Here is a 24,717-nt window from a genome sequence, read left to right as displayed (position 1 = left end):
AACCGGAGCGGGCATCCGTGCGCTCCGGCATTCACCACTCGTTGAATTGGAGTTTTGGCATGAGCATTTCGATTTCCTACAGCACCACCTACAGCGGCTGGACCGTAGCGGATTACCTGGCGGACTGGTCGGCCTACTTCGGCGACGTCAACCATCGTCCGGGCCAGGTGGTGGACGGCAGCAATACCGGCGGCTTCAACCCCGGTCCGTTCGACGGCAGCCAGTACGCGCTGAAGAGCACCGCCAGCGACGCGGCCTTCATCGCCGGCGGCGACCTCCACTACACCCTGTTCAGCAACCCCAGCCACACCCTGTGGGGCAAGCTGGACAGCATCGCCCTCGGCGACACCCTGACCGGCGGCGCCTCCAGCGGTGGCTATGCCCTGGACAGCCAGGAGGTGAGCTTCAGCAACCTGGGCCTGGATTCGCCGATCGCCCAGGGCCGCGACGGCACCGTGCACAAGGTGGTCTACGGCCTGATGAGCGGTGACAGCAGCGCCCTGCAGGGGCAGATCGACGCGCTGCTGAAAGCGGTCGACCCGAGCCTGTCGATCAACTCCACCTTCGACCAGTTGGCCGCGGCCGGCGTCGCCCATGCCACCCCGGCTGCGGCAGCGGCGGAAATCGGCGTGGTCGGCGTGCAGGAACTGCCGCACGACCTGGCCCTGGCGGCCTGAGCAACTGTCCACGATAGCGTTCGTGGACTGCTTGCGCTAAAGGCCGGAGAGGAGTTGGCGCTCCTCTCCGGCGCACGAACCGCCGTCGCTGCGCCTCGCACCCGTGGCGACGGCGGCCCCCGGATTGTTCCTCCGCCGGCCGTGCCCGGCAAGCGGAGACTGCCGCAATGTCCTCCGGGCCCGCTCGCGGCCCGGACACCCACAGGACCCGACTCCGATGAAGCTCCGGCCGGCCTCGCCGCGCAATGAAATCCTCGCCACCCTCGGCCGCTTCCGCCCGGCGCTGCGCAGCGTCGCGCTGTTCACCGCGGTGATCAACCTGCTGATGCTGGCGCCGTCGCTGTACATGCTGCAGGTCTACGACCGGGTGCTCGGCTCCGGCAACCACATGACCCTGCTGATGCTGACCCTCATGGTGCTCGGCCTCTACCTGCTGCTCGGCGCCCTGGAGTGGGTGCGCAGCCTGGTGGTGATCCGCCTCGGCGGCCAGCTCGACATGCAACTCAACCAGCGCATCTACGACGCCTCGTTCCGCGCCAGCCTGGAGCGCGGCGAGCAGGCCGTCGGGCAGGCGCTGAACGACCTGACCAGCCTGCGCCAGTTCCTCACCGGCAACGCCCTGTTCGCCTTCTTCGACGCGCCCTGGTTCCCGCTCTACCTGCTGGTGATCTTCCTCTTCAGTCCCTGGCTCGGCCTGCTCGCCCTGGTTGGGGCGCTGCTGCTGGTGCTGCTCGCCTGGGTCAACGAAAGCCGCTCGCGCGAACCGCTGGCCGAGGCCGGGCAACTGTCGATCCTCGCCACCCAGCAGGCCTCGGCCAACCTGCGCCAGGCGGAAACCCTGGCGGCAATGGGCATGTTGCCGGCCATGCGCGCGCGCTGGTTCGCCCAGCACCAGGCCTTCCTTGCCCGGCAGAACCTCGGCAGCGAGCGCAGCGCGGCGATCGGCGCGACCTCCAAGGGCGTGCGCCTGGCCTTGCAGTCGCTGGTGCTCGGTCTCGGCGCCTGGCTGGCGGTGGAAGGCCTGATCACCCCGGGGATGATGATCGCCGGCTCGATCCTGATGGGCCGCGTGCTCAGCCCCATCGACCAGTTGATCGCGGTCTGGCGCCAGTGGAGCGGCGCGCGGCAGGCCTACCAGCGGCTGGCGCGGCTGCTCGAGGAGAATCCGCCGGCTGCCCTGGGCATGCCGCTGCCGGCGCCGCGCGGCGCGTTGCGCGTCGAGCGGCTCTGCGCGGCCGCGCCGGGACGCGAGCAGGCATTGTTGCAGGACCTCGGTTTCGCCCTGGAGCCTGGCGAAGCGCTCGGCGTGATCGGGCCGTCCGGTTCCGGCAAGTCGACCCTGGCGCGCTTGCTGGTGGGCGCCTGGCAGCCGCTGTCCGGCGCGGTGCGCTTGGACGGCGCCGACCTGCGGCAGTGGAGCGCGGCGGCACTGGGGCCGCACATCGGCTACCTGGCCCAGGACGTGCAACTGTTCGCCGGCAGCATCGCCGAGAACATCGCGCGCTTCGCCGAGGTGGATGCCGAGAAGGTGGTGGCGGCAGCGCGCCTGGCCGGCGTACACGACCTGGTGCTGCGCCTGCCGCAGGGCTACGACACGCGCCTTGGCGACGGCGGCGCTGGACTCTCCGGCGGCCAGCGCCAGCGCATCGGCCTGGCCCGCGCGCTGTACGGGCGACCGGCGCTGATCGTGCTCGACGAACCCAATGCCAGCCTCGACGAGGCGGGTGAGGCGGCCCTGGCCGAGGCCATCGCGGCGATGCGCCGGCACGGCAGCAGCCTGGTGCTGGTCGCCCACAAGCCGGCGGTGCTGGCGCTGACCGACAAGCTGTTGTTGCTGCATGGCGGACGCCTGCAGCGTTTCGGCGCGACCGCCGAGGTGCTTGCCAGCGCCTCGCCGCCGGCCGCTGCGGCCCCGGCGCCGACACGGCCGACGCCGGCGTTCGGTTTCGGCTACCGGCCGGGACCGGGGATGCCGGTCGGCGGTGTGCCGGGAGGAGCGGCGCGATGAGCGGGCAGGCGCGGTTGCGCGAAGTCGGCGCCGGCGGCGCGGCGCTGGAACTGGACGAGAAGCGTTTTTCCCGGCTCGGCTGGGGGCTGGTGCTGCTCGGCTTCGTCGGCTTTCTCCTGTGGGCCGGGTTGGCCCCGCTGGACAAGGGCGTCGGGGTCTCCGGCACGGTGATGGTGGCCGGTAGTCGCAAGGCCGTGCAGCACCCTACCGGCGGCCTGGTCAGGCACATCCGCGTGCACGAAGGCGAGCGGGTGGAGGCAGGACAGGTGCTGCTGGAGATGGACGCTACCCAGGCCCGGGCCCAGGCCGATGGCCTGTTCGCCCAGTACCTGGCGGCGCTGGCGAGTCTGGCGCGGCTGAGCGCCGAGCGCGATGAAAAGGCGCGGATCGAGTTTCCCGCCGAGCTGCTGGCGCTGGACGACCCGCGCCTGCCGACCCTGCTGGAACAGCAGCGGCAGTTGCACGACAGCCGTCGGCGGGCGCTGCGCCTGGAACTCGATGGTCTCGCCGAGACGGTCGCCGGCAGCCAGGCGCAACTGGACGGCCTGCAAGCCGCGCTGCGCAGCAAGGAGCAGCAGCGCGCCGCCCTCGAGGAACAGTTGCGCGGCCTGCGCCAACTGGCCAGCGAGGGCTACGTGCCGCGCAACCGCCTGCTCGACAGCGAGCGCCTGCTGGCCCAGGTCAACGGCGAGATCGCCGGCGACCTCGGCAGCCTCGGCAGTACCCGCCGGCAGATCCTCGAACTGCGCCTGCGCATGGCCCAGCGGCGGGAGAAGTTCCAGGAAGAGGTGCGCGCCAGCCTGGCCGACGCCCAGGTGCGCGCCGAGGAGTTGCGCAATCGCCTGGCCAGCGCGCGCTTCGACCTGGCCAACAGCGAGGTACGGGCGCCGGTCGCCGGCCTGGTGGTCGGCCAGGAAGTGTTCACCGAGGGCGGCGTGATCGCGCCCGGCCAGCAACTGATGGAAATCCTCCCGGAGCGCCAGCCGCTGCTGGTGGACGCTCGGCTGCCGGTGGAGATGGTCGACAAGGTCCGCGTCGGCCTGCCGGTGGAGCTGATGTTCAGCGCCTTCAACCAGAGCACTACGCCGCGGGTGGAGGGCGAAGTGACCCTGGTCTCGGCCGACCGCCTGCTGGACGAGCGCAGCGAGGCGCCGTACTACCGGGTGCGCATCCGCGTAGGCGAGGAGGGCGTACGTCGCCTGGCCGGCCTGGAGATCCGCCCGGGGATGCCGGTGGAGGCCTTCGTTCGCAGCGGCGAGCGCTCGCTGTTGAACTACCTGTTCAAGCCGCTGGCCGACCGTACCCACCTGGCGCTGGGGGAAGAATGAATCGCCTGCGAGCCTGCCTGCTGTCCTCCGCGCTGCTTTCGGCCTCTTCGGCCCAGGCGCTGGGCCTGCTGGACGCCTACCAACTGGCGGTGCGCCACGACCCGACCTTCCAGGCGGCGCTCCACGAGCGCCGCGCCGGCAGCGAAAACCGCGCCATCGGCCGTGCCGGCCTGCTGCCGAGCCTGCGCTACGACTACAACAAGGCGCGCAACGACTCCACCGTCAGCCAGGGCGACGCCCGCGTCGAGCGCGACTATCGCAGCTACGCCTCGACCCTCAGCCTGGAGCAGCCGCTGTTCGACTACGAGGCCTACGCGCGCTACCGCCAGGGCGAGGCCCAGGCGCTGTTCGCCGACGAACAGTTCCGCGGGCGCAGCCAGGAACTGGCGGTGCGCCTGTTCGCCGCCTACAGCGAAACCCTGTTCGCCCGCGAGCAGGTGGTCCTGGCCGAAGCCCAGCGGCGCGCCCTGGAAACCCAGCTGGCGTTCAACCAGCGTGCCTTCGAGGAAGGCGAGGGCACCCGCACCGACCTGCTGGAGACCCGCGCCCGGCTGAGCCTGACCCGCGCCGAGGAGATCGCCGCCAGCGATCGCGCGGCGGCGGCGCGGCGTACGCTGGAGGCGATGCTCGGGCAGGCACTGGAGGATCGCGAACTGGCCGCGCCCATCGAGCGCTTCCCGGCGCTGCGCCTGCAACCGGCGACCTTCGAAGGCTGGCGCCAGGTGGCCCTGCAACGCAGCGCCGAGCTGGGCGCCCAGCGCCATGCGCTGGAGGCGGCAGCCTACGAGGTGGAGCGCAATCGTGCCGGCCACTTGCCCAGGCTCAGCCTCTACGCCAGCAGCAGCAAGACGCACTCGGCTTCGGAAAGCACCTACGAGCAGAAATACGACACCGACAGTGTCGGCCTGCGTCTCAGCCTGCCGCTGTTCGAGGGCGGGCGGGTGTCGGCAGCGACCCGCCAGGCCGGCGACAAGTACGCCCAGGCCCAGGCCGAGCTGGATGCCCAGGTGGCCAGTGTGATCAATGACCTGCACAGCCAGTTCGACCTGACCGCCAGCAGCCTGGCCAAGGTGCGTGCCTACGAGATGGCGGTGGCGGCGGCGCGCGAACAGGTGACGGCGACGCGGCGCAGCGTCGCCGGCGGGGAGCGGGTCAATCGCGACGTGCTGGACGCCGAACAGCAGTTCTACGGCGCCCGCCGCGACCTGGCGGAAGCGCGCTACGCCTACCTCAACGCCTGGCTGCGCCTGCGCCAGCTGGCGGGGGTGCTGGAAGACCGCGACCTGGCGGTACTGGCCGCCTATTTCGGCGCCGGCGAAGGACGCGCGCAGGTCGCCGCTGCCATCAGATAGCTATCGGCCAGCGTGCCTTGCCTTGGGTCATCGCCTGCAACAGTTGCGGCGCGCTGGTGCCGTTTTCGATGGCGATGCCGAAGCGGATGCTCTCGATCATCCGCTGCAACTGTTCCAGGTCATGCAGTTGCGCCGGTCGGATCAGGCGCTTGGCGGCGACCCCGCGTTCGTTGGAGAGGGTGAGGACGATGCTGCCGTCCGGCCGCTCCAGGCTGAGGTTGACCCGGTACTCGGCCTGGAAGGCCTCGGTGAGGAGCTGGAAAGGGCTGCTGTCGGTCATGGTGGACCACCTGAATGCTGTCGTGCTGGTTGGGACTGGGTACCGCCCGGAAAGTTCTTTGTCACCGCCGGGCTGTACCCTGCGCCGACGTGCGGACGTCTATCTGCGCACGTGCCTTGGCCTGGGCCTTGCACGCTTCGGGCCAGGTGGCCGTCATCTTTGTCGGGAGAAGCTATGAAACAGAATCGGGCCGAGCGCCTGCGCGCAAGCATGCACCACCAGGCGGAGAGCCTCGGCAACCTGCTGGTGGAGGCCTTCCACTACCTGGCCCTGTTCGCCATCGGCGCCACGGTGTTCTGGGCGGCGGGCGCGGCCTTCCTGGGGATGGTGAACAAGGGGCATGCGTCGATCGACGACATCCTCCTGCGGTTCATCTACCTCGAGTTGGGCGCGATGGTCGGTATCTACTTCAAGACCAATCGCCCTGTAACTAACATTTTTTTGCAGTGCAAGAATCTCTTCAAAACTCAGAAAAATTATTGGGTTATGGCGTAGATTTCCTTTTTCGTAGTTCTAAATTGCTGTGTTGATTTTTTTGCCGATTTCGGCGTGTGCGGGGAGAGTGGGTATGAAATGGGCGGATCGGATGCGCGTAAGGGTTCATGCTGGGGCAAACAGCCTTGGGAACCTGGGGGTTGAGCTGTTCCATTACCTTGCGCTTTTCGGGATCGGGGCGATCACGGTCTACGCGGGCATCACCACCTTCATTGACATGCTCCATCAAGACAAAATCAGCGTAGATGACATTCTGCTGCTGTTTATCTATCTCGAGCTGCTGGCTATGAGCGGAATTTATTTCCGCACAAACCATATGCCATTGCGCTTTCTTCTCTACATTGGCGTTACGGCTTTGATTCGGCTGCTGATTAGTGACGTGTCGCATCATAAATCCCCGGACGAGGGCATTCTTTACCTTACGGGGGGGGTGGTGCTCCTTTCCGTTTCGATTCTCGTAGTGCGATATGCCTCGGCCCGGTTCCCGTCAGTAAAAGAGAAGACAGACTGACAGCCCACTAAATGATTCAGGCCGCTTTCGAGCGGCTTTTTTCGAATGTATCAAGCATATGCTGCGGGGGCAGGAGGACTCAGATACAGGCGAGGGGAGCGATTCAGGCACACATCCGTAGCACAGGCGAAGAGGTGAACCGGTGGCGTGCTTGGGGCTACAAGGCTCCGAGTGATCCAATGCCGCATACGCCATCAGGCTACGAGATCTGATTCAAATATCGGGATTGAAAATTGCTCAACCTTTATCCGCTTCATTTTCTGGCTCATAGTCGTAATTAACCAGATTGGCTGACACTTTACCACGCTCCAGTTCACCTAATCCTTTGGTGCCGACTAATAATGCACTTTTTATTTCGATGCTGAATTCTATATCACGTCCAGAAATGTCGTGTTCTTTTCTGTGGTTTCCACTTGCTGTGCCAGAAAAAGTAACACTCAGCCCATTTTCAAAGGTGATGTCTTCCAGATCGTCAATCTCAACCTCATCGAAAATAGTATCCGACTCAGCGATTGGGCCTGAGAACTCCTCGCTATTCAGTAAGTCATATCGCATGTTGTTACATACTTCTCGGCAGACTTCTTCGACTTCATCTTTTGGGAGTAGTTTAAAATCAAGATTGTCGAAGATCGAGGTCACATGGTCGAATAGCGATTCAGCGTCCAAGTCCTCGTTTCTGGACCCTTCGTTTTGGACGATGGTTTCCAGAGTCGTTGCAAATTCATCTCGGTCATAACAGATGTATGCAACCTGTGCCAAGGTTTTGTTATTGAAGTTCTCGTCATGCACGAGTGTGTTGAAGCTTTTGTAGCCGAAAATCATTGCTACAATTTCTCCAAGCCCTTCCAATGATAAATAAATATCGTCATTTTTGAGGCTTTCTTCTAACGTTTGCATAAGAGCATAAGCTGAAGGAAACCGATTTGATGCTTGTGCTGATTTTAGCTGCGCGCTTGCTAAGCTGAAACGTTGTTTTTCAAGCTCTGCATTTGCTTGCCTTTTCTCCTCGTCAAGTGCAGCCTGACTTGCGCGACTTTTCGTCTCTGCGGCTGCAGCCGCAGTAACCTCTAACGCAGCTTTCGCTTCAGCTGCTGCCGAGGCCGCTGCATCAGCTTTCTCCTTGAATCGAGCCGTTCTGAGTTTCAGTTGCTCAATCACCTCTTTTCTACGTTCAATGTCTAACCTGACGTTCTCTTCCAAGAATTTCTTCTCGGGATCAGCTAAAAGTCTTTTTTTGTTTAGAGCTTCTTGCCGCTCAACCTTACTGATTTCTATCGCTACAGCTTGTTCGTGCAGGCGCTCGTTGGCATATTTCAGTATAGATTTCAAAACCCATGACACCCAAGGAAAGGCAAATATAAATAGAGCTGTCATGAGTAGGGGGATTGCCACGAGTGAGTTGAATTCGAATATCTTCAATTCGTGGTAGTGCTTGCTAATGGCTGCAATTCGATCTGTGGCGGTTCCCTCTCCCCATACCAGCAGCGCTAAGCTATCCCAATTACAAATTAGCCACGAGCCAATGAAAGCGCCAATGAAAGGATCTTCAATTTTTGTTCTCGTGCTTCCAGATATTGACTCCAAGATATCGTCAATGAATTTCATTGCGGCTTTCCTGTATATAAATAAGATTCTGTTTCGAATAGAATATGAAAATGCTCATAGTGTGTTCAGAACCAAATATGAAAGCGTTCAGAACACGGCACAAACGCCGACGCTCTACGATGTGCTGGACTCGTGTTGATGGTGCGTTGCTGCGGCTGGTTTGCGCGGGTTCTTGATGAACATGGCTGTGCCGCCGTGACGCATATCGATCACGAAAAGCTCTGACGTGCGAATGAGGTCGCCCAACGTCCGGTAGCCATAGTTAATCGCTGAGAAGGAGCTGTTGTTGCGTATGAATTCCCCAACCTGGCTGAGATGCGACCACCCAGCATCATCGGCGGTTTTCTCTGCAGCAGTCCTGAGCAATCGCACGAGAGATGTATCGCTTCGCAGCTCGTTGCGGGAGCGCTTCGTCGATTTGGGTGGCTCACCCTCTGCAGCCTTCTCCTGATCGTCGGTCATCAGGTTCTCTGTGTAGATAAACTGCGAGCAAGCATCTACGAACGGCTTAGGAGTCTTCTTCTCGCCAAAGCCATACACTGGCAACCCGCTTTCGAGGAGGCGCAGCACGAGTGGTGTGAAGTCGCTGTCGCTGGTCATGAGTGCGAAAGCATCGACGTTCTTGCTGTATAGCAAGTCCATTGCGTCAATGATCATCGCTGAGTCAGTGGCGTTCTTGCCCTTCGTGAAAGCGAACTGCTGCATGGGCCGGATGGCGTAAGGGTGAACCTTCTCGACCCACCCTGCGAGGTTTGGAGAACTCCAGTTGCCGTGGGCATGCCTGATGTTCACCATGCCGTATTTGGCAAGCTCGTCGAGCACACCGCCGATGGCTGCATGGCTAACGTTGTCACAATCGATCAGCAGCGCTATCCGTTTTGACTCCACAGCTCATCCCTCATCAGTGTCTTTCCGAGCCGTCACTATGTCATCAGGCCAGTATGAGCGGCAAGGTTGCTTGTTCCCTTGATCAGCCGCTGGGATGATGCCAGTCCTCATTCACTCTGCAGGGACTGCCAGTGACCGTTACCCGCACCTTCATCATCGTCTTCGCCGTAGTGTTGTCAGTGACGGCCATGAGCGCTGATACGCCAAAGAGCGCTCAGGATTTCCAAGCCTCGGATACATGGCACGAGGTCTTCAAAGGCGCGAATGACCAGACCGTTTCTACAAAAGGGGCTGTCCGCACTGAAACTGGGCGGTATGAGGTTTGGTTCAAGATCGACTCCCCCCTACCACCCATCTGCCGTTGCAATGTCTTTGCTCGTAGCCCAGCGGATTCGGTCATCTGTAAAAGCGAGAAGCGTTCGAAGACTGAGAGCAGTGTTAGCTATTACGAGATCAACTGTGCGAGAGGCACGTCGAGGATCACTCAGTCGATTGATTGCAATTTCGAGGGTGAGGTGATTACGCAATTGGACCATGAGAGCGGAAAATGGACACGCCCGTTTCCTGACTCGGTTGGCGAGGGGCTGAACAAGTTATTCTGCAAACGGGGAAATTGAGATTTCATTCAGAATCGCTTCTGAACCTGTTCTGAGCGTTTTTAAATTCTGCTATGAATGTGTTCGAGTTACGTTCTGAGGCTGTTACTGGTCTGATTCGAAGAGGGGGAGAGGCATGGGGATCATCGACAGGTTGAAGAGTATGGTCGGGCTGGAAAAAGAGGAGGCTTTTCGTCGGTGGTCTGCTACTGAGCTTGCAGATAAGAAAGCCTATCTTGAGAGCAAGTCCCCGGGCTCATTCACTGCTGCGGACCATTACCTGTCTGCTGAGTGGGTCATTCAGCGATACCTTCCAGAAGGGGATGAGCCTACAGATGAGCAGTGGTCGAAAAAAATCAAAGAGATAAGGCAGAAGATCGACATAAATATAAAAATGGCTGCTGCTGGAACACTGCACAATAACCAATCAGATTCGTCAGATGACGACGATCCAGAGTTTAAGCTATGGCTGGACGAGCACCTGAAATAAAAATCCCCTTTCGGGGCTTTGTGAGTTTTTAAGGTCTTTTTTGTGACAGCGCAGGCTTTCGGTGTCGTCAAGACCCCCACATGCCGGTACGCTTCCTGATCTACGTGGCGATGACCGCGCTGACCCGCCTGATGATCGCCGACATCCAGCACAACCATACGCCGGACGATGGCATCATCCTGGTCTCGGTGGCGTTGCTGCTGCTGGCGCTGGCGATCCTGGTGGTGCGCTTCGCCTCGGCGCGCTTCCCTTCGGCGAAGTCCGACGGCGCCGCCGCGCGGCGGGTGGCGAGCGAGGACGCCGAAGGGGAAGCCTGATTCGTCGCCGCGCCGGAGCCGGTCTCCGGCGCGCTTCCGGCCAGCGCAACGGCCTGGCAATGTACTACCATCGCCCGGTCGTGTTCAGGAAGCCTGCCCCATGAAGGGATGGAAACTCTTTACCCCGCTGCTGATCCTCGCGATCGTCGCCATCACCCTCTACCTGCGCCTGCACAATCCGCCCCTGCTGTTGCAGGGCGAGGCGGACGCCACCAACGTCATCGTTTCCTCCAAGGCCAAGGGCCGGGTCCAGGTGCTGCACGTGCGGCGCGGCGACGAGGTGAAGCAGGGCGACCTGCTGATCAGCCTCGACAGCCCCGAGCTGGAAGCCCAGCTCGATGCCCTGCACGCGGCGCGCAACCAGGCCCAGGCGCAGCTCGACGAGTCGCTCCACGGTACCCGCGAGGAGAGCATCCGCGCGCTCAAGGCCAGCCTGGCACAGGCCGAGGCCGAGTTGCGCAACGCCGAGTCGGATTTCCAGCGCAACCAGCAGATGGTCGAGCGCGGCTTCCTCTCGCGGACCCAGTTCGACCTCTCGCGGCGTGAGCGCGATGTCGCCCGCGACCGCGTCGCCGAGGCGCGGGCCAATCTCGACGAAGGTCTCAAGGGCGACCGCGAGGAGCGCCGCCAGGCGTTGCAGGCCGCGGTGCGCCGGGCCGACGCGCAGATCGCCGAGCTACAGGCGCAGATCGACGACCTGCAGGTGCGCGCGCCGGTCAACGGCGAGGTCGGGCCGATCCCCGCCGAACAGGGCGAACTGATCAACGCCTACAGTCCGCTGCTGACGCTGGTGCGGCTGGACGACAGCTACTTCGTCTTCAACCTGCGCGAGGACATCCTGGCCAAGGTGCGCAAGGGCGACCGCATCGTCATGCAGGTGCCCGGCCTGGGCGGCGCCGAGGTCGAGACCGAGCTGCGCTACATCGCCCCGCTGGGCGATTTCTCGACCAGGCGCGCGACCCGCGCCACCGGCGATTTCGACCTGAAGACCTTCGAGACCCGCTTCTACCCGTTGCAGCCGACACCCGGCCTGCGCCCGGGCATGAGCGCGCTGTGGCGCTGGACGAACTGAGCGATGGCGTGGGCCGCGCTGAAGCGCAACGCCAGCCGTTTCGTCCAGGCGTTCAACACCGAGACGCGGATCGCCTGCCGCAGCTGGACCATCCACTGGCTCGGCTGGTGCTGGCCGCTGCTGCTGTTCGGCGTGATCAGCGGCGTCTACCAGGCCGGTACCCTGCTGGACATGCCGCTGGCGGTGATCGACAAGGACCATAGCCAACTGTCGCGCAAGTTGATCCGCGAACTCGACGCGACCTCCCACGCCCAGGTGATCACCGTTCCCGCCGGCGTCCAGGAGGGGCTCGACGCGATCCGTCAGGCCGATGCCTACGCCTTGCTCTACATCCCGCCGGACTTCGAGGCCGACGTGCTCGGCGGGCGCGCGCCGAAGGCCGAGCTGTACTACAACGCGCTGCTGTATTCGGCCGGCTACGCCGCCACCCAGGACTTCTCGGCGCTGGTCGCCAGCCTCAACGGCGAATTGCGTCCGCGCCTGGCCGCCGGGATGCCGGCGGCGCTGCCGCACCTGGCGAGCATCAGCGTGTCCTACGACAGCCTGTTCAATGCCAGCGGCAACTACATCTATTACCAGCAGTTCGCCGCCATCGTGCACCTGCTACAGCTGTTCGTGATCGTCACCATGGTCCATGTGCTGGCCCGCGAGGCGCCGGAACTGCGCGCCTCCTCGCCGCACATCCTGCGGGCCAAGGCCCTCGGCGTACGCCTGGTGGGCAAGCTGGCGCCCTACACGCTGCTGTTCACCGCGCTGCTGATGCTGGAAATCTTCCTGCTGGTGGCGTTCTCCGGCGCGCGCATCAACGGCAGCCCGCTGGCGATGCTGATGATCACGCTGTTCTACGTGATTGCCGCGCAGAGCGTCGGGCTGGTGCTGTTCGTCTTCACCGCCAACCGCTTCACTGCCTATTCGCTGGTGGGCATGCTGATCGGCGTCGCCCAGACCTACTCGGGAGTGCTGATCCCGGAACTGGCGATGCCGACCCTGGCGCGGGTGATCGCCGAGGCCGAGCCGCTGACCCACACCCTGCACGGCCTGTTCGACCAGTTCCTGCGCCAGGCGCCGCCCAGTTCGGCGCTCTACACCTGCGCCAAGCTGGCGCTGTACCCGCTGATCGCCTACATGATCGCCAAGATGCGCCTGCGCAGCCGCCTGGACCTGAGCCCGATATGAAGAACTACCTGCAGATCCTCCGGGAAACCCTGAAGGCCATGCTGTCCAAGCCGATGTGGCTGATGGTCGTGGCCTCGGTGTGCATCACCTCGCTGCCGTACATGAACCACACCGCCCTCGACCTGCCGGTGGCGGTGGTCGACGAGGATCACAGCGACGTGTCGCGCGAGCTGGTCCGGCTGCTCGATTCGGCGCCGAAGGTCGCCGTGGTCGGCTACGACAGCCTGCCGCAGGCCAAGCGCGACCTGGCCTGGCGCGAGCTGTACGCGATCATCGTGATCCCGCTGAACTTCGAGAAGCGCCTGCTGCGCGGCGAGGCGCTGGTGATCCCGTACTTCGGCGATGCCACCAACCGCATGGCCAACGGCCAGATCCAGCAGGACATCTCGGCGGTCTACAGCGCGCTGACCAACCGCTACAACGCTGCCCTGCTGGAACGCGAAGGCTTCACCGCGACCCAGGCGCAGGTGGTGCTGAGCCCGCTGGTAGGGCAATTGACCGACCTGTTCAACCCCGGCATCAGCTTCGCCGCCATCGTCCTTCCGGGGTTGCTGTCGCTGATCCTGCAACACAGCCTGCTGCTCGGCTGCACCCGCGGCAACATCATGCTGCGCGGCGGCACCCCGCGCTACATGCGCCAGCCGCTGTCGACCCGCTTCGGCCGCTACAGCGCGCAACTGCTGATCTGGACCGTGCTGGCGATGCTCTTCTACGTGATCTGGCCGCACCTGCTGGGCTATCGCCAGTCGGCCTCGTTCTTCATGCTGCTGGGGATCGTCCTGCCGTTCCTGATCGCGGTGATCGCCCTCAGCGAGTTCATCGCCGAGCTGCTGCCCACCGAGGAATCGGTGTACCTGACCATGACCTTCATCACCCTGCCGCTGTTCTACATGGCCGGCTACAGCTGGCCGGAACAGGCCATGCCGGACTGGGTACGCTGGCTGGCCGACGCGATCCCCTCGACCTGGGCGATTCGCGCCATCGCCGAGATGAACCAGATGGACCTGCCGCTGCGCGAAGTCAGCGACCATGCCCTGGTGCTGCTGGGCATGGCCGCCACCTATGCGTTGCTGGGTACGCTGCTGTACCAGTACCGCAACTGGCGCTGGGACAACGTCAAGGGTTGGTGAAGCGGCGCAAGGCCGGCCATACTCGGCTGGCGTTCGCACAGGGAGATGAAGGAATGTTTCGTTCGGGGCTTTCTTTGCTGGTGCTTCTGGGGCTCGCCACGCTCGGCGGGTGCGGTTCCGTCAACACGCTGGTGCGCGACGACGCCAGCGCCGCCCACGACCTGCGCCTGAAGGCGACCGCCTGCACCAGCCTGCCGCGGGTGTACAGCGGGGTCAGCTACACCTTCTGCCGGCTCAACGTGAAGACCGGGTCGCCGGTGGCGCCGGCGCAAGCCGACGGCATCCTCGAGGTGCTGGCCCTCGACTTCGCGCTGTCCGGGGTGATCGACACCCTCGCGCTGCCCTATACCTCGTACCGCCAGTACCGCGACGGCAACCTGTCCCTGGCCAACTGAGTCAGGGAATCAGCGGCAGCACGATCTCGTCGCTGCGGCTGATCCCGGCGGTCTCGCTGCGGCACAGGTCGAGGAACTCGCGCATGGTCGCAGTCTGGTACTTCTGCTTGTGCCAGATGAAGTAGAACTGCCGGCGCAGGTCCAGGCCGGGCGTTTCCACCGGCACCAGGCTGCCGCGGCGGAAAGCGTCGCGCAGGGCCAGGCGGGAAATGCAGCCGATGCCCAGGCCGGACTCCACGGCACGCTTGATCGCCTCGGTGTGCTCCAGCTCCAGGCGGATGTTCAGCGGCCGCGGGTGATGACGCATGGCCTGGTCGAAGGTCAGGCGGGTGCCGGAGCCCTGCTCGCGGAGGATCCAGGCCTCCCGCGTCAGCCGTTCCAGGTCGGCGCCGCCCCGCCGCGCCAGCGGATGCTGGGGGGCGCAGAACACCACCAGTTCGTCCTCCATCCAGGGTTGCACCTCGATGTCCGGATGCCGGCAGTCGCCCTCGATCAGGCCCAGGTCCAGCTCGTAGTGGGCGACCTGCTGCACCACCTGGGCGGTGTTGTGCACGTGCAGGCGCACCCGGCAGTCCGGCTGGCGCTGCATGAAGGCGCCGATCAGCAGCGTGGCCAGGTAGTTGCCGATGGTCAGGGTGGCACCGAGGTCGAGGGAGCCGAAGGCGGTCTTGCCGTTGAGCAGGTTCTCGATTTCCTCGCCGCGGTCGAGCAGCGCCACCGCCTGCGGCAGCAGTTGGCGGCCGAGGGCATTGAGGGTCAGGCGCTTGCCGGCGCGGTCGAACAGCTTGCAGTCGAACTGTCGCTCCAGCTCGCCGAGCGAGGTGCTGGTCGCCGACTGCGACAGCGACAGCCCCTCGGCGGCGCGGGAGACGCTCTCCTGCTGGGCCACGGCGACGAACACCTCGAGCTGGCGGAGGGTGAATTTCATCCAGGCTTCCTCGTCTAGAGCGAAAGGCCCCGCGACATTTTGCCGTTCCGTCGGCGGGGTTGGCTCGGTTATCCTTGCGCCCCGTCCGCGGGAGCGATGGGAGCCCTCGGCGGCCGGCGGCCGACCGATATCGTGTTATCCCATATCCATATTCTGGATAAGCATTATCCAGACAATTCATTTTGCGGATATTTTGGCAACCGATAAAATGCCGCGCAACTGCGTCACGTCTGCTGCTGTTGGTGTGCGCCCGCGTTTTCCTAGGAGTCTTTGATGAGCAATCTGTACACCGAGCGCGTTCTCAGCGTGCACCACTGGAACGACACCCTGTTCAGCTTCAAGACCACCCGCAACCCGGGTCTGCGCTTCAAGACCGGCCAGTTCGTGATGATCGGCCTGGAAGTCGACGGTCGTCCGCTGATGCGCGCCTACAGCATTGCCAGCCCGAACTACGAAGAGCACCTGGAGTTCTTCAGCATCAAGGTCCCGGACGGCCCGCTGACCTCGCGCCTGCAGCACCTGAAGGAAGGCGACGAGCTGATGGTCAGCCGCAAGCCGACCGGCACCCTGGTGCACGACGACCTGCTGCCCGGCAAGCACCTCTACCTGCTCAGCACCGGCACCGGCATGGCGCCCTTCCTCAGCGTGATCCAGGACCCGGAAACCTACGAGCGCTACGAGAAGGTGATCCTGGTCCACGGCGTGCGCTGGGTCAGCGAACTGGCCTACGCCGACTTCATCACCAAGGTCCTGCCGGAACACGAGTACTTCGGCGACCAGGTGAAAGAGAAGCTGATCTACTACCCGCTGGTGACCCGGGAGCCGTTCCGCAACCAGGGCCGCCAGACCGACCTGATGCGCAGCGGCAAGCTGTTCGAGGACATCGGCCTGCCGCCGATGAACCCGCAGGACGACCGTGCGATGATCTGTGGCAGCCCGAGCATGCTGGAAGAGACCAGCGCCGTGCTCGATAGCTTCGGCCTGAAGATCTCGCCGCGCATGGGCGAGCCGGGCGACTACCTGATCGAGCGCGCCTTCGTCGAGAAGTAGGCCTCCGCCGCGCCTCGTCGCGCCAGGCGAAGAAAGCCCCTGCCGTATCCGCGGCAGGGGCTTTCTGCTTTCCGGCCCCCGCTCAGTGCGCCGGGTGCCGGTGCGGGTGGTCGCCGCCCACGCCTTGCAGCACCGCCTGGTCGATCTCGTCGAAGCGCAGTACCCGGCCGCCTTCCTCGGCCGCCAGGCGCGTCGCGGCCTCTTCGTCGGCGAACGAGGCGAGGGTGGCGCCCATGCCGCCCGGCCGCTGGATGCCGACCACGTAGTAGGCGCGGGTGGCGTCGATCAGGCGGGCATCGTCGGGGTGCCGCCAGTCGGCCTGGCTCATGTCGTGGACATACAGGCGCGCCTGGCCCTGGCGGTTTTCCGGTTGCAGCCACCAGCCGAACAGTTCGGCGGTGGAGCAGAACTTGCGCACCGCGCCGGGAAGCACCGCCTCGCCCTTGGGACCGGGCATTTCCTCGATGAGCATGCCGCAGACGTGGCATTCGTCGCCGCTGGCGATCGGCACCGGGCCGAGTGCCGTGGCGTCGTCCCGCGACGCATCGCAGCCGGCCAGCAGCAGGCCGAGCAGGAGCGTGCCGAGCAGAGGGCGCAGGGGGAGGGTATGACGTTGCATGGCGGAACCTCGTGAGTCAGATGGGGCGGCGGCGGAACAGGCCGTGGGCCAGCGCCAGGGCAGCGCAGGCCCAGAGGGCCAGGGCCAGCCAGAGGGCGCTGGCGGACACCGGCAGGTCGCTGGCCAGGGGAACCACCCCGCCGGCGGCGGCTGCGTCGAAGCCGGACAGGTTGATCAGCCGGTAGAGGTCGGTCGGGTTGAGCAGCAACAGCCAGGGCAGCAGCCGCGGGCTCAGGTGACCCTGGCTGAGGACCAGGATCGCCAGCAGGGCCAGGTCGAACAGCAGGACGAAGAAGAACCACAGGCCGAGCGCCTGCCCGGCGGCGCTGGATTTCTCGCTGGCGCGGCTGCTCAGGGCGTAGGCCAGGGCGAGGAACACGCAGCCGAGCAGCAGCGAGGAACCCATGAAGCGGCCGAAGGCGCCCAGCAGGATGGCCGCCTCGACCTCCGGCACCAGCGCGAGGATCGCCAGCGCCGCGCTGCCGAAGCCGATCAGGGTGGCCAGGGCGAGGATCAGGCCGTGACCGAGGAACTTGCCGAGCAGCAACTGGCCGCGCCCCAGCGGGTAGGTCAGGAGCAGCAGCAGGGTGCCGCCTTCCTCCTCGCCGACGATGGCGTCGTAGGCCAGCAGCAGGGCGATCAGCGGCATCAGGAAGGTGGCCAGGCTGGTCAGGCTGGCGACCGTCGCCGGCACCGAGGTGAAGCCGACCTGGCCGGCCGCGGCGGCGCCGAACCAGGCGATGCCCACCGAGAGCAGGGCGAACAGCAGGCTGATCGCCAGCAGCCAGCGATTGCGCAGGCCGTCGGCCAGTTCCTTGCGGGCGATGGTCCAGACTACGGGCATGGCGTGGCTCCGGCGGGGGCGGGGGACATGTGGTGGCGATAGAGGTCCTCCAGCGACGGCGGCAGGATCTCCAGGTCGAACTCGCGCGCGGCCAGCAGCGCTTCCAGCACGCCGTCGCGCTCGGCATCGTCCAGCAGTACCTCGATGCGCTGGCCGTCCAGTCTCCGCGCCGCCAGGCCGGCCCGGCGCCAGCGTTCGAGCCACTGCGGGTTATGTGGGCTGGCCAGGCGCACGCGGGTCGGCAGAGCCGCCTTGCGGCGCAGTTCGGCGAGGCTGCCGGCCACTTGCAGGCGGCCGCCGGCGAGAATCGCGGCGCGGTCGATATGCGTCTCGACGCCGGGCAGCACATGGGAGCAAAGGACGATCCCGGTGCCCTGGCCGCGCAGGCGGTCGAGCAATTGGTAGAGCTCGACGGTGGCCAGCGGGTCGAGGCCCACCGTCGGTTCGTCGAGCAGCAGCAGGCGCGGTTCGCCGAGCAGCGCCTGGGCCAGGCCGAGGCGCTGGCGCATGCCCTTCGAGTAGGTTTTCAGGCGCCGCCTGGCGGCATGGCCGAGGCCGACCTGTTCCAGCAGGCGCGCGGCTTCGGCCGGCGCCACGCCCTTGAGGCGGGCGAAGTGGCGCAGGGTTTCCGCGCCGCTGAGCTGCGGGTAGAAGGTCACGTTCTCCGGCAGGTAGCCGAGCTGGCGGCGCGCCCCCAGGCTCCTCGCATCGTGGCCGAGGACCCGCACGCGGCCTTCGCTGGGGGCCAGCAGGCCGAGGACCAGCTTGATGGTGGTGGTCTTGCCGGCGCCGTTGTGGCCGAGCAGGCCGAGCACCTCGCCGGGCTCCAGGCGCAGGTCGAGCCCGCTCAGGGCGGTGAGGGCGCCGTAGCGCAGGGTCGCGCCGTCGATCTCGACCAGGCTCATGGCCTCGGCTCCGCGGCGGGCATCCGCATCAGCGGATGGCTGTCGCGCACGCCGGGCGAGCGCACCACCGGGAAGGCGCGCTGGACCCAGCGCAGCAGCTCGATGCTCGGGCTGTTCAACAGCAGGCGTACCTGCGGGTACAGCCAGATCAGCCGGTCGACGTTGTCGTTGGGCTCGTAGGCGACGTCGCCGAGACCGTCGTCGTCGCGGTCCCAGCCCAGGTAGTCGCTCCAGTAGTTGCCGCGGCCGTCGGCGGACCACTCCTGCTCGCGGCTGGCGACGTACTTGACCTGCTGGCGGTTGCCTATGAAGGCGTTGCCGGCGATGCGATTGTCCTCCGAGCCGGCGGTGAGGTGGATGCCCAGGGCGCTGTCGGCGAAGCTGTTGCCTTCGATGCGGTTGAACAGCGAGTTGTAGATGAACAGCGCCTTGCCCTCGGCGCCGGAAATCATCGCGTCGCCGGTGCTGCCGCTGCGCACGCCCTCGACGCGGTTGCCGGCCAGGGTCGAGTAGGTGATGTAGTTCATCAGGATGCCGTAGTTCTCGTCGTCGATGGAGCGGTTGCCGGTCACGGTCAGCTTGCGGCTCTGCATCAGCGCGTAGCCGGTGCGGGTGCGCCGGGTCAGGTTGTCGGTCACCCGGCTGTTGTGGGTGAACATGTAGTGCACGCCGTAGCGCAGCTCCTCGAAGCGGTTGGCTTCGATGCTGCTGTCGTTGGAAGTGTCGATGTAGACCCCGTCGCGGGTGTGGCTGACCCGGTTGCCGCGGACCAGGGCGTCCTTCACCGCATAGAGGTGGATACCGTTGCCGCGATCCTGGGAGCGCACGCTTTCGTCGCCCTCGATGCGGTTGTCGAGCACCTGCGCGCCCGCCGTGGCGTCGAGCCAGACGCCGAAGCCCGCGCCGCGCAGATCGTTGCCGCGGATCACGGCGTCGCTGGCGGCCTTGCCGACGAAGATCGCGGCGTCGAGTTCGGTCAGGTTGCGCCCCCAGTTGCGCAGCCGGCAGCCCTCGACGGTGATCCCGGGGCTGGTCAGGGTCAGCAGGCTGCCGTGGCCGCCGCCGTCCAGTTCGGCGCCGGCCTCGCAGCGTAGGTGCAGCGGCCGGTCGATGACGAAGTTGCCGGCGTAGCGGCCCGCCGCCAGGCTCCAGCGGCCATCGCCGTCGGCCCGCAGCGGCAGGCCGTCGACCGGCTCCGCGCGGGCCGTGGCGAGGCCGAGCAGGAGCAGGGCGAGGAGCGGCCCCGCCCGGCGCCCGGCCAGCGACCGCGCTGCGTGGATCAAGCCTTTTCCACCAGCATCCGCCCGCACATTTCCATGTGCAGGGCGTGGCAGAACCAGCTGCAGTAGTACCAGTGCACCCCGGGCTTATCGGCGACGAAGGTGATCGACGAGGTCTGTTGCGGGCTGATCTCCATGCAGACGCCGTGGTTGACCATGACGAAGCCGTGGGTCACGTCCTCGATCTCGTCGAGGTTGGTGATGGTCACGGTGACTTCGTCGCCCTGCTTCACCTTGAACTCGGTGAGGCCGAAGGAGGGCGCCATCGAGACCATGTAGACGCGGACCTTGTTGCCCTCGCGGATGACCTTGTTGTCCTTCATCAGGTCGATGCCGTCCTTTTCCGCGCGCTTGACCGTCTCGGCGAAGAACGGGTCCTTGCGGTCCCAGATCTTGCGGGTCTTGATCTGGTCGCGGCGGGCGAGGATGCAATCGTGCGGTTCGGCGAAGGTCGGGCCGTCGTGGACCAGCTTCATTTCCTCGCCGGAAATGTCGATCAACTGGTCGTTCTCCGGGTGCAGCGGACCGGTGGGCAGGAAGCGGTCCTTGGAGAACTTGCTGAGCACCACGATCCACTTGCCGTCGGCTTCGCTGGTCTCGCACAGGGTGGCGTGGTTGTGCCCCGGCTGGTACTGCACGTCGAGCTTCTGGCGGATGTAGTCGACCTTCTCGCCCTTGTAGGCGCGCACCGCGTCGGCCAGGTTCCACTTCACCAACTGGCTGTCGATGAACAGCGTGGTATAGGCGTTGCCTCGGCCATCGAAAGTGGTGTGCAGCGGGCCGAGGCCCAGTTCCGGCTCGCCCACCACCACGTCGCGCGGGTCCGCCAGCTTGTCGGCGAACAGGTCGCCGAGGCGCTCGATGGCGATCATGGTGCAGGTCGGCGAGAGCTTGCCGTTGGCGATGAAGTACTTGCCGTCCGGCGAGGTGTTCAGCCCGTGGGGGTTCTTCGGTACCGGGATGTAGCGGGTCACCGGGCTGTCCTTGCCGTCCTTGCGCCGGCCGTCGACCACCGGCACCTTCGAGTCGCCGAGGGTGACGAAGCGCTTCGCCTTGATCTCGGCCTCGATGCGCGGGATGTCGAACACCACCACCCAGTCGCGCTCGTTGCGCATCATGCCGCCGAGGTCGACGGCCTTCTCCGAGTTGTAGCAGGTGGAGGCGGCGAACCTGCCGCTGTAGTCCATGTCGGTGTTGTCGAGGTTGCCGTCGACGATCACCTGCCAGGCCACTTCCATGGTCTCGGCGTCGATGGCGTTGTACAGGGTGAAGGCGTTGTCGCCGGACAGGTCGAAGGTCGAGCCGTCGTTGGGATGGGGGATGATGAACTCGGCGTTGCAGAACACGTAGCGGGTATGCGGCACCTTTTGCAGGCGCAGGCCGTGGATCGCCTGGACGTTGGGAATGGTGACGATGCGGTCGCATTTCATGACGTCCAGGCGGATGCGCGCGACCCGGCTGTTGGCCTTGTCGTTGATGAACAGGTACTTGCCGTCGTACTTGCCGTCGGTCATCGAGATGTGCGGATGGTGGCAGTCGCCGTTGAGGAAGCGCGCGCTGTCGCCGAGGACCCGCTTGCTCTCGTTGGTCAGGCCCCAGCCGGTGGCCGAGTCGACGTTGAACACCGGTATGCGCATCAGCTCGCGCATCGACGGCACGCCGAGCACGCGTACTTCGCCGGAATGTCCGCCGCTCCAGAACCCGTAGTACTCATCCAGTTCGCCGGGGGCGACCTCGGCCTTGCTGCGCTCGCCCTTGCCCGCGGCCCGGGCCTCGCGGCCGACCACCGCGCTGCCCAGGGCGCTGGCGCCAACCAGGGCGGCGGCTCCGGTCAGCGCCGAGGCGCCGAGGAAGCCGCGGCGGTTCAGGCCGTGGGTTTCTTCGTGGGGGCTTTTCGTGTCGTCGCTCATCTCGTGTCGTCCTCAAGGGCAGTCAGGGGAAAGGGAGCCAGGTCAGAGGTTCTCCGCGGGTATCCGCGCGTTGTCCGCCGGCGCGCTCTTCGCGCGCTTCTTGCGCTTGTTCACCAGCGGCGGGCACTTGTCCTGGTCGTGGTAGGTCATCTGGCAGTCGAGGCAGTAGTGGCATTCGTTGGCCTCGATGCGGCCGTCGGGATGGATCGCCTGGATCTCGCATTCGCGGGCACAGAGCTGGCAGGGCCTGCCGCATTCCGCACGGCGCTTGAGCCAGTCGAACAGGCGCGCCTTGGCCGGGATCGCCAGGGCCGCGCCCAGCGGGCAGAGGTAGCGGCAATAGACCTTGCGGGTGAACAGGTTGACCACCAGCAGCGCGACGGCGTAGGCGACGAACCACCACTGGCGGTCGAAGCCGAGGGGGATGGCGGTCTTGAACGGCTCCACCTCCGCGGCCTGCTCGGCCAGCGCCAGGGATTCCAGGGAGAGACCGAAGAGCACCAGCAGGATGATGTACTTGATCGCCCAGAGCCGCTCGTGCACGGCGAACGGCACCTGGAACTGCGGCACGCGGAGCTTGCGCGCGAGTTCGTTGAGCAGTTCCTGTAGCGCACCGAACGGGCACAGCCAGCCGCAGAACACGCCGCGGCCCCAGAGCAGCAGGCTGGCTGCGGTGAAGGTCCAGAGGATGAACAGCAGCGGGTCGCTGAGGAACAGCTCCCAGCGGAAGCCTTCGAACAGCGCGTGGACGAAGGTCAGCACGTTGACCACCGATAGCTGGCCGAGGCTGTACCAGCCCAGGTAGACCAGGGTGAACGCCAGGTAGCCGGTGCGCAGTCGCTGCATCAGGCGCGGCCGTCGCACCAGGCGGTCCTGGAGGAAGAGGATCGCCAGGAGCAGGACGAGGGCGGTACAGAGGACCCCGACCTGGAAACTCTTCTGGTACCAGACCCGCAGCCACAGCGGCCGGGCAGCCTCTTCCAGGGCGGCCAGTTCCTCGGCCGTTGGCTGCGGCCGCTCCAGGTATTCCTCGGGCGTCTGGCAGGCCAGCTCGAAGCTGGTGAATACCCCCGCCACCGGGCCGGTCTGGCGCCGCACGAGCAACTCCAGGGTCCAGGGCGAGCCCGGATCGAAACGCTGGCTGGCGCGGGCGACGAAGATCGCCATCTCGCGGAACTCCGGCATGCCTTCGGCGTAGACGTCCGACAGGCGCTGGTAGTCGAGGTCGCGGAAGCTGATGATGTCGCCGAACTGGCGCAGTTGGACCCGATCGAAGATGCCACCGCGCACGTAGCCGGAACCCTTGAAGGAATACTCGCCGTCGCCGAGCACGACGAAGGCGTATTCGCCTGGCTTCAGCGACGCCATCAGTTCGCGGTACTGGTTGTCGCCGAGCAGGCTGCGGCCCACCGCGGGAGGGTTGAGCAGGGCGCTGTAGAGATCGATGAACGGCTCGTCGCGGTGCGCCGCGTCGGCCTCGCCGATGCCTTCGGCCTCGCTGCCCTTGAAGGCGTCGTCGATCTGCCCGCGACTCAACTGCAGGCGGCGGATCGCGCCGTTGCCGAGCAATTCGCTCCAGCTCGCCGTCGCTGCCGGCTGCTGGCGCACCTGCGCCGGCTTGGGCCGCACATTGCCGCGGTCCTCGATCAGGCCGAGGGCAACCGCCACCGTATGCGCGGCGCGCATGACGATCTCGTTGACCACCATCACCGTCACCGTGGCGCCGCTCACCGCGTCGACGGTAACCGCCTGCGGGTCGCTGGAGCGGCCGACCACCACCCGCTGGTCGGCGCGCACGCCGTCGTACCTGGCGCTGAAGGCGTGCAGCTTCTCTTCCGGGATGCCGATCAGCAGGATCGGTTCGTGGTGTTCGAGGACGTAGGCGTCGCGGATAACCGCCTGCGGATCGAGGATCACCTGCAGGTTGATCGGCTTGCCGGAGTAAGCCGGGATGTCGGTGACGCTGAGGGTCTGGAAGGCGTAGCCGAGGGTTTCCTCGCCCTTGCTCAGGCGGCGTACGCCGTAGTCGCCTTCGGGGTCGCCGATCCGCTCGACCGCGGGGAATACCTGGGCGATGCGCAGGCGCTCCAAATCGCTGAGTTCGGCACCCTGGGCGGCGAGGCCGACCAGCAGGAGCATCCAGGCGAAGACACACCGCCACGATCCGGCGGAAAAACGAAGGGCGCGCATAGGTTCCATCTACTACTGGCTACCGGCGAAAAAAGGGACGCCGCGCTGCGGTGGGGTCTGCGCCTGGCGGTGGAATCGCTTCCGTTGCCGGATGCTAGGAGGTGCGGGGGCGGAACGCGCTTGATGAAAGTCAAGAAGTGGAGATGAGGAGCCAGCGAGGTTGCTGGCACTCAGTGTACCGAGTCGCCCCTCTCCCTTCAGGGAGAGGGGAGAGGGCTGCCCGAGGCTCAGGCCAGGCGTTGCCCGGATACCGCTGGATGGTACAGCGGCTGCACCTTGTTGCCCGCCGGGTCGAGCAGGTGGAAGCTGCGCGCGCCGTCGCCGTGGTCGAAGGGTTGGTCGAGCAGGGTCACGCCCAGCGCCTTCAGGTAACGGTACCAGGCCTCCAGTTCCTCCACGCTGTCGACGACGAAGCCGTAGTGATCCATGGTCTGCAGGCCGTTGCTGGCAGCGTGGGCGCGGCCGAGGGAAAGGTTGTCGTTGCCGCAGGTGAGATACACCAGGTCTTCGTTGGCGCGGTTCAGCACTTCCATGCCCAGCACGTCGACATAGAAGCGCTCGCATTCTTCCAGGTTGGGCACCAGCAGGGCGAGGTGACGCAGGCCGTTGAGGCGGGAGGGGCGGGCAGGGCGGTCGGACATGGGTTTGCTTCCTTTTTTGTATACAATAAT

The 24,717-nt window shown here is 65.2% G+C and carries 24 protein-coding genes and 1 pseudogene; 14 read left to right on the top strand and 11 right to left on the bottom strand.

The features are described from left to right. Positions 1-59 precede the first annotated feature (59 nt). From hasA to HMPREF1224_RS19395, 4 genes are all read left to right on the top strand, one after another. Positions 60-677 (top strand): heme acquisition protein HasA, encoded by a 618-nt coding sequence (gene hasA, locus HMPREF1224_RS19410; protein WP_003091842.1) that lies wholly within the window; start codon positions 60-62, stop codon positions 675-677. 217 nt (positions 678-894) lie between these two features. Continuing rightward, positions 895-2,685: a type I secretion system permease/ATPase gene (locus HMPREF1224_RS19405; protein WP_010793270.1), complete on the top strand. Its 1,791-nt coding sequence runs from the start codon at positions 895-897 to the stop codon at positions 2,683-2,685. Further along, complete coding sequence (locus HMPREF1224_RS19400; RefSeq protein WP_003098666.1) at positions 2,682-4,013, top strand: HlyD family type I secretion periplasmic adaptor subunit; 1,332 nt, start codon at positions 2,682-2,684, stop codon at positions 4,011-4,013. The genes HMPREF1224_RS19405 and HMPREF1224_RS19400 overlap by 4 nt, the downstream gene beginning before the upstream one ends. Further along, positions 4,010-5,365, top strand: a complete 1,356-nt coding sequence (locus HMPREF1224_RS19395; RefSeq protein ID WP_003119606.1) for a TolC family outer membrane protein — start codon at positions 4,010-4,012, stop codon at positions 5,363-5,365. The genes HMPREF1224_RS19400 and HMPREF1224_RS19395 overlap by 4 nt, the downstream gene beginning before the upstream one ends. On the opposite strand, the gene HMPREF1224_RS19390 is transcribed toward HMPREF1224_RS19395, so the two are convergent. Beyond that, complete coding sequence (locus HMPREF1224_RS19390) at positions 5,358-5,645, bottom strand: DUF3509 domain-containing protein (RefSeq protein ID WP_003091839.1); 288 nt, start codon at positions 5,643-5,645, stop codon at positions 5,358-5,360. The two genes, HMPREF1224_RS19395 and HMPREF1224_RS19390, sit on opposite strands and share 8 nt — an antisense overlap. A gap of 174 nt (positions 5,646-5,819) precedes the next feature. Between HMPREF1224_RS19390 and HMPREF1224_RS0112075 the strand changes: the two genes are divergently transcribed. After that, positions 5,820-6,140: a phosphate-starvation-inducible protein PsiE gene (locus HMPREF1224_RS0112075; RefSeq protein WP_010793269.1), complete on the top strand. Its 321-nt coding sequence runs from the start codon at positions 5,820-5,822 to the stop codon at positions 6,138-6,140. 67 nt (positions 6,141-6,207) lie between these two features. Further along, a complete protein-coding gene (locus HMPREF1224_RS19385) occupies positions 6,208-6,651 on the top strand; it encodes a phosphate-starvation-inducible protein PsiE (RefSeq protein WP_025986831.1) in 444 nt (147 codons plus the stop codon). Positions 6,652-6,888: 237 nt separating this feature from the next. Here HMPREF1224_RS19385 and HMPREF1224_RS45345 read toward each other — a convergent pair whose 3' ends face one another. Then, the gene (locus HMPREF1224_RS45345; protein WP_010793267.1) at positions 6,889-8,256 is read right to left on the bottom strand and encodes a hypothetical protein; all 1,368 of its coding nucleotides are present in this window, start codon (positions 8,254-8,256) and stop codon (positions 6,889-6,891) included. Positions 8,257-8,370: 114 nt separating this feature from the next. Then, the gene (locus HMPREF1224_RS19375; protein ID WP_010793266.1) at positions 8,371-9,144 is read right to left on the bottom strand and encodes an NYN domain-containing protein; all 774 of its coding nucleotides are present in this window, start codon (positions 9,142-9,144) and stop codon (positions 8,371-8,373) included. A gap of 131 nt (positions 9,145-9,275) precedes the next feature. Here HMPREF1224_RS19375 and HMPREF1224_RS45340 point away from each other — a divergent pair, with 131 nt between their 5' ends. From HMPREF1224_RS45340 to HMPREF1224_RS19350, 7 genes and pseudogenes are all read left to right on the top strand, one after another. Next, positions 9,276-9,761, top strand: coding sequence for a surface-adhesin E family protein (locus HMPREF1224_RS45340; protein ID WP_123823006.1), 486 nt, complete (start codon positions 9,276-9,278; stop codon positions 9,759-9,761). A gap of 115 nt (positions 9,762-9,876) precedes the next feature. Then, the gene (locus HMPREF1224_RS0112070) at positions 9,877-10,230 is read left to right on the top strand and encodes a hypothetical protein (protein WP_019396036.1); all 354 of its coding nucleotides are present in this window, start codon (positions 9,877-9,879) and stop codon (positions 10,228-10,230) included. Between the two features lie 77 nt (positions 10,231-10,307). Continuing rightward, a pseudogene (locus tag HMPREF1224_RS19370) lies at positions 10,308-10,547 on the top strand (phosphate-starvation-inducible PsiE family protein); the annotation flags it as partial. 100 nt (positions 10,548-10,647) lie between these two features. Continuing rightward, entirely contained in the window at positions 10,648-11,619 is a 972-nt protein-coding gene (locus HMPREF1224_RS19365) for an HlyD family secretion protein (protein WP_003091837.1), read from the top strand. Positions 11,620-11,622: 3 nt separating this feature from the next. Next, complete coding sequence (locus HMPREF1224_RS19360; protein ID WP_010793264.1) at positions 11,623-12,795, top strand: ABC transporter permease; 1,173 nt, start codon at positions 11,623-11,625, stop codon at positions 12,793-12,795. Beyond that, a complete protein-coding gene (locus tag HMPREF1224_RS19355; protein ID WP_003098675.1) occupies positions 12,792-13,925 on the top strand; it encodes an ABC transporter permease in 1,134 nt (377 codons plus the stop codon). Before HMPREF1224_RS19360 ends, HMPREF1224_RS19355 begins: the two co-directional genes overlap by 4 nt. A gap of 53 nt (positions 13,926-13,978) precedes the next feature. Further along, a complete protein-coding gene (locus tag HMPREF1224_RS19350) occupies positions 13,979-14,320 on the top strand; it encodes a YceK/YidQ family lipoprotein (RefSeq protein WP_003098676.1) in 342 nt (113 codons plus the stop codon). A gap of 1 nt (position 14,321) precedes the next feature. On the opposite strand, the gene HMPREF1224_RS19345 is transcribed toward HMPREF1224_RS19350, so the two are convergent. Beyond that, positions 14,322-15,248, bottom strand: coding sequence for a LysR family transcriptional regulator (locus HMPREF1224_RS19345; RefSeq protein ID WP_003091833.1), 927 nt, complete (start codon positions 15,246-15,248; stop codon positions 14,322-14,324). Between the two features lie 273 nt (positions 15,249-15,521). On the opposite strand from HMPREF1224_RS19345, the gene fpr reads away from it, so the two are divergent. After that, positions 15,522-16,298 (top strand): ferredoxin-NADP reductase, encoded by a 777-nt coding sequence (gene fpr, locus HMPREF1224_RS19340; protein ID WP_003091832.1) that lies wholly within the window; start codon positions 15,522-15,524, stop codon positions 16,296-16,298. Between the two features lie 82 nt (positions 16,299-16,380). Here fpr and HMPREF1224_RS19335 read toward each other — a convergent pair whose 3' ends face one another. The 7 genes from HMPREF1224_RS19335 to HMPREF1224_RS19305 all read right to left on the bottom strand — a co-directional run bounded on the left by HMPREF1224_RS19335 (position 16,381) and on the right by HMPREF1224_RS19305 (position 24,687). After that, positions 16,381-16,917 carry a nitrous oxide reductase accessory protein NosL gene (locus HMPREF1224_RS19335; protein WP_003091829.1) on the bottom strand — a complete coding sequence of 179 codons (537 nt, stop codon included), beginning with the start codon at positions 16,915-16,917 and terminating at the stop codon, positions 16,381-16,383. A 16-nt stretch (positions 16,918-16,933) separates the two neighbouring features. Then, a complete protein-coding gene (locus HMPREF1224_RS19330; protein ID WP_003098680.1) occupies positions 16,934-17,761 on the bottom strand; it encodes an ABC transporter permease in 828 nt (275 codons plus the stop codon). Next, positions 17,752-18,666, bottom strand: coding sequence for an ABC transporter ATP-binding protein (locus tag HMPREF1224_RS19325; RefSeq protein WP_010793263.1), 915 nt, complete (start codon positions 18,664-18,666; stop codon positions 17,752-17,754). The genes HMPREF1224_RS19330 and HMPREF1224_RS19325 overlap by 10 nt, the downstream gene beginning before the upstream one ends. After that, positions 18,663-19,949, bottom strand: a complete 1,287-nt coding sequence (locus HMPREF1224_RS19320; protein ID WP_010793262.1) for a nitrous oxide reductase family maturation protein NosD — start codon at positions 19,947-19,949, stop codon at positions 18,663-18,665. Before HMPREF1224_RS19320 ends, HMPREF1224_RS19325 begins: the two co-directional genes overlap by 4 nt. Then, a complete protein-coding gene (nosZ, locus tag HMPREF1224_RS19315; RefSeq protein ID WP_010793261.1) occupies positions 19,946-21,856 on the bottom strand; it encodes a TAT-dependent nitrous-oxide reductase in 1,911 nt (636 codons plus the stop codon). Before nosZ ends, HMPREF1224_RS19320 begins: the two co-directional genes overlap by 4 nt. 42 nt (positions 21,857-21,898) lie before the next feature. Next, complete coding sequence (gene nosR, locus HMPREF1224_RS19310; protein ID WP_010793260.1) at positions 21,899-24,046, bottom strand: transcriptional regulator NosR; 2,148 nt, start codon at positions 24,044-24,046, stop codon at positions 21,899-21,901. A gap of 227 nt (positions 24,047-24,273) precedes the next feature. Beyond that, positions 24,274-24,687 (bottom strand): VOC family protein, encoded by a 414-nt coding sequence (locus HMPREF1224_RS19305; RefSeq protein ID WP_003098688.1) that lies wholly within the window; start codon positions 24,685-24,687, stop codon positions 24,274-24,276. Between the last annotated feature and the right edge of the window lie 30 nt (positions 24,688-24,717).

The sequence above is a fragment of the Pseudomonas sp. P179 genome (assembly GCF_000478485.2).
GTDB lineage: Bacteria > Pseudomonadota > Gammaproteobacteria > Pseudomonadales > Pseudomonadaceae > Pseudomonas > Pseudomonas aeruginosa.
This window is presented reverse-complemented; position numbering and strand designations above follow the sequence as displayed.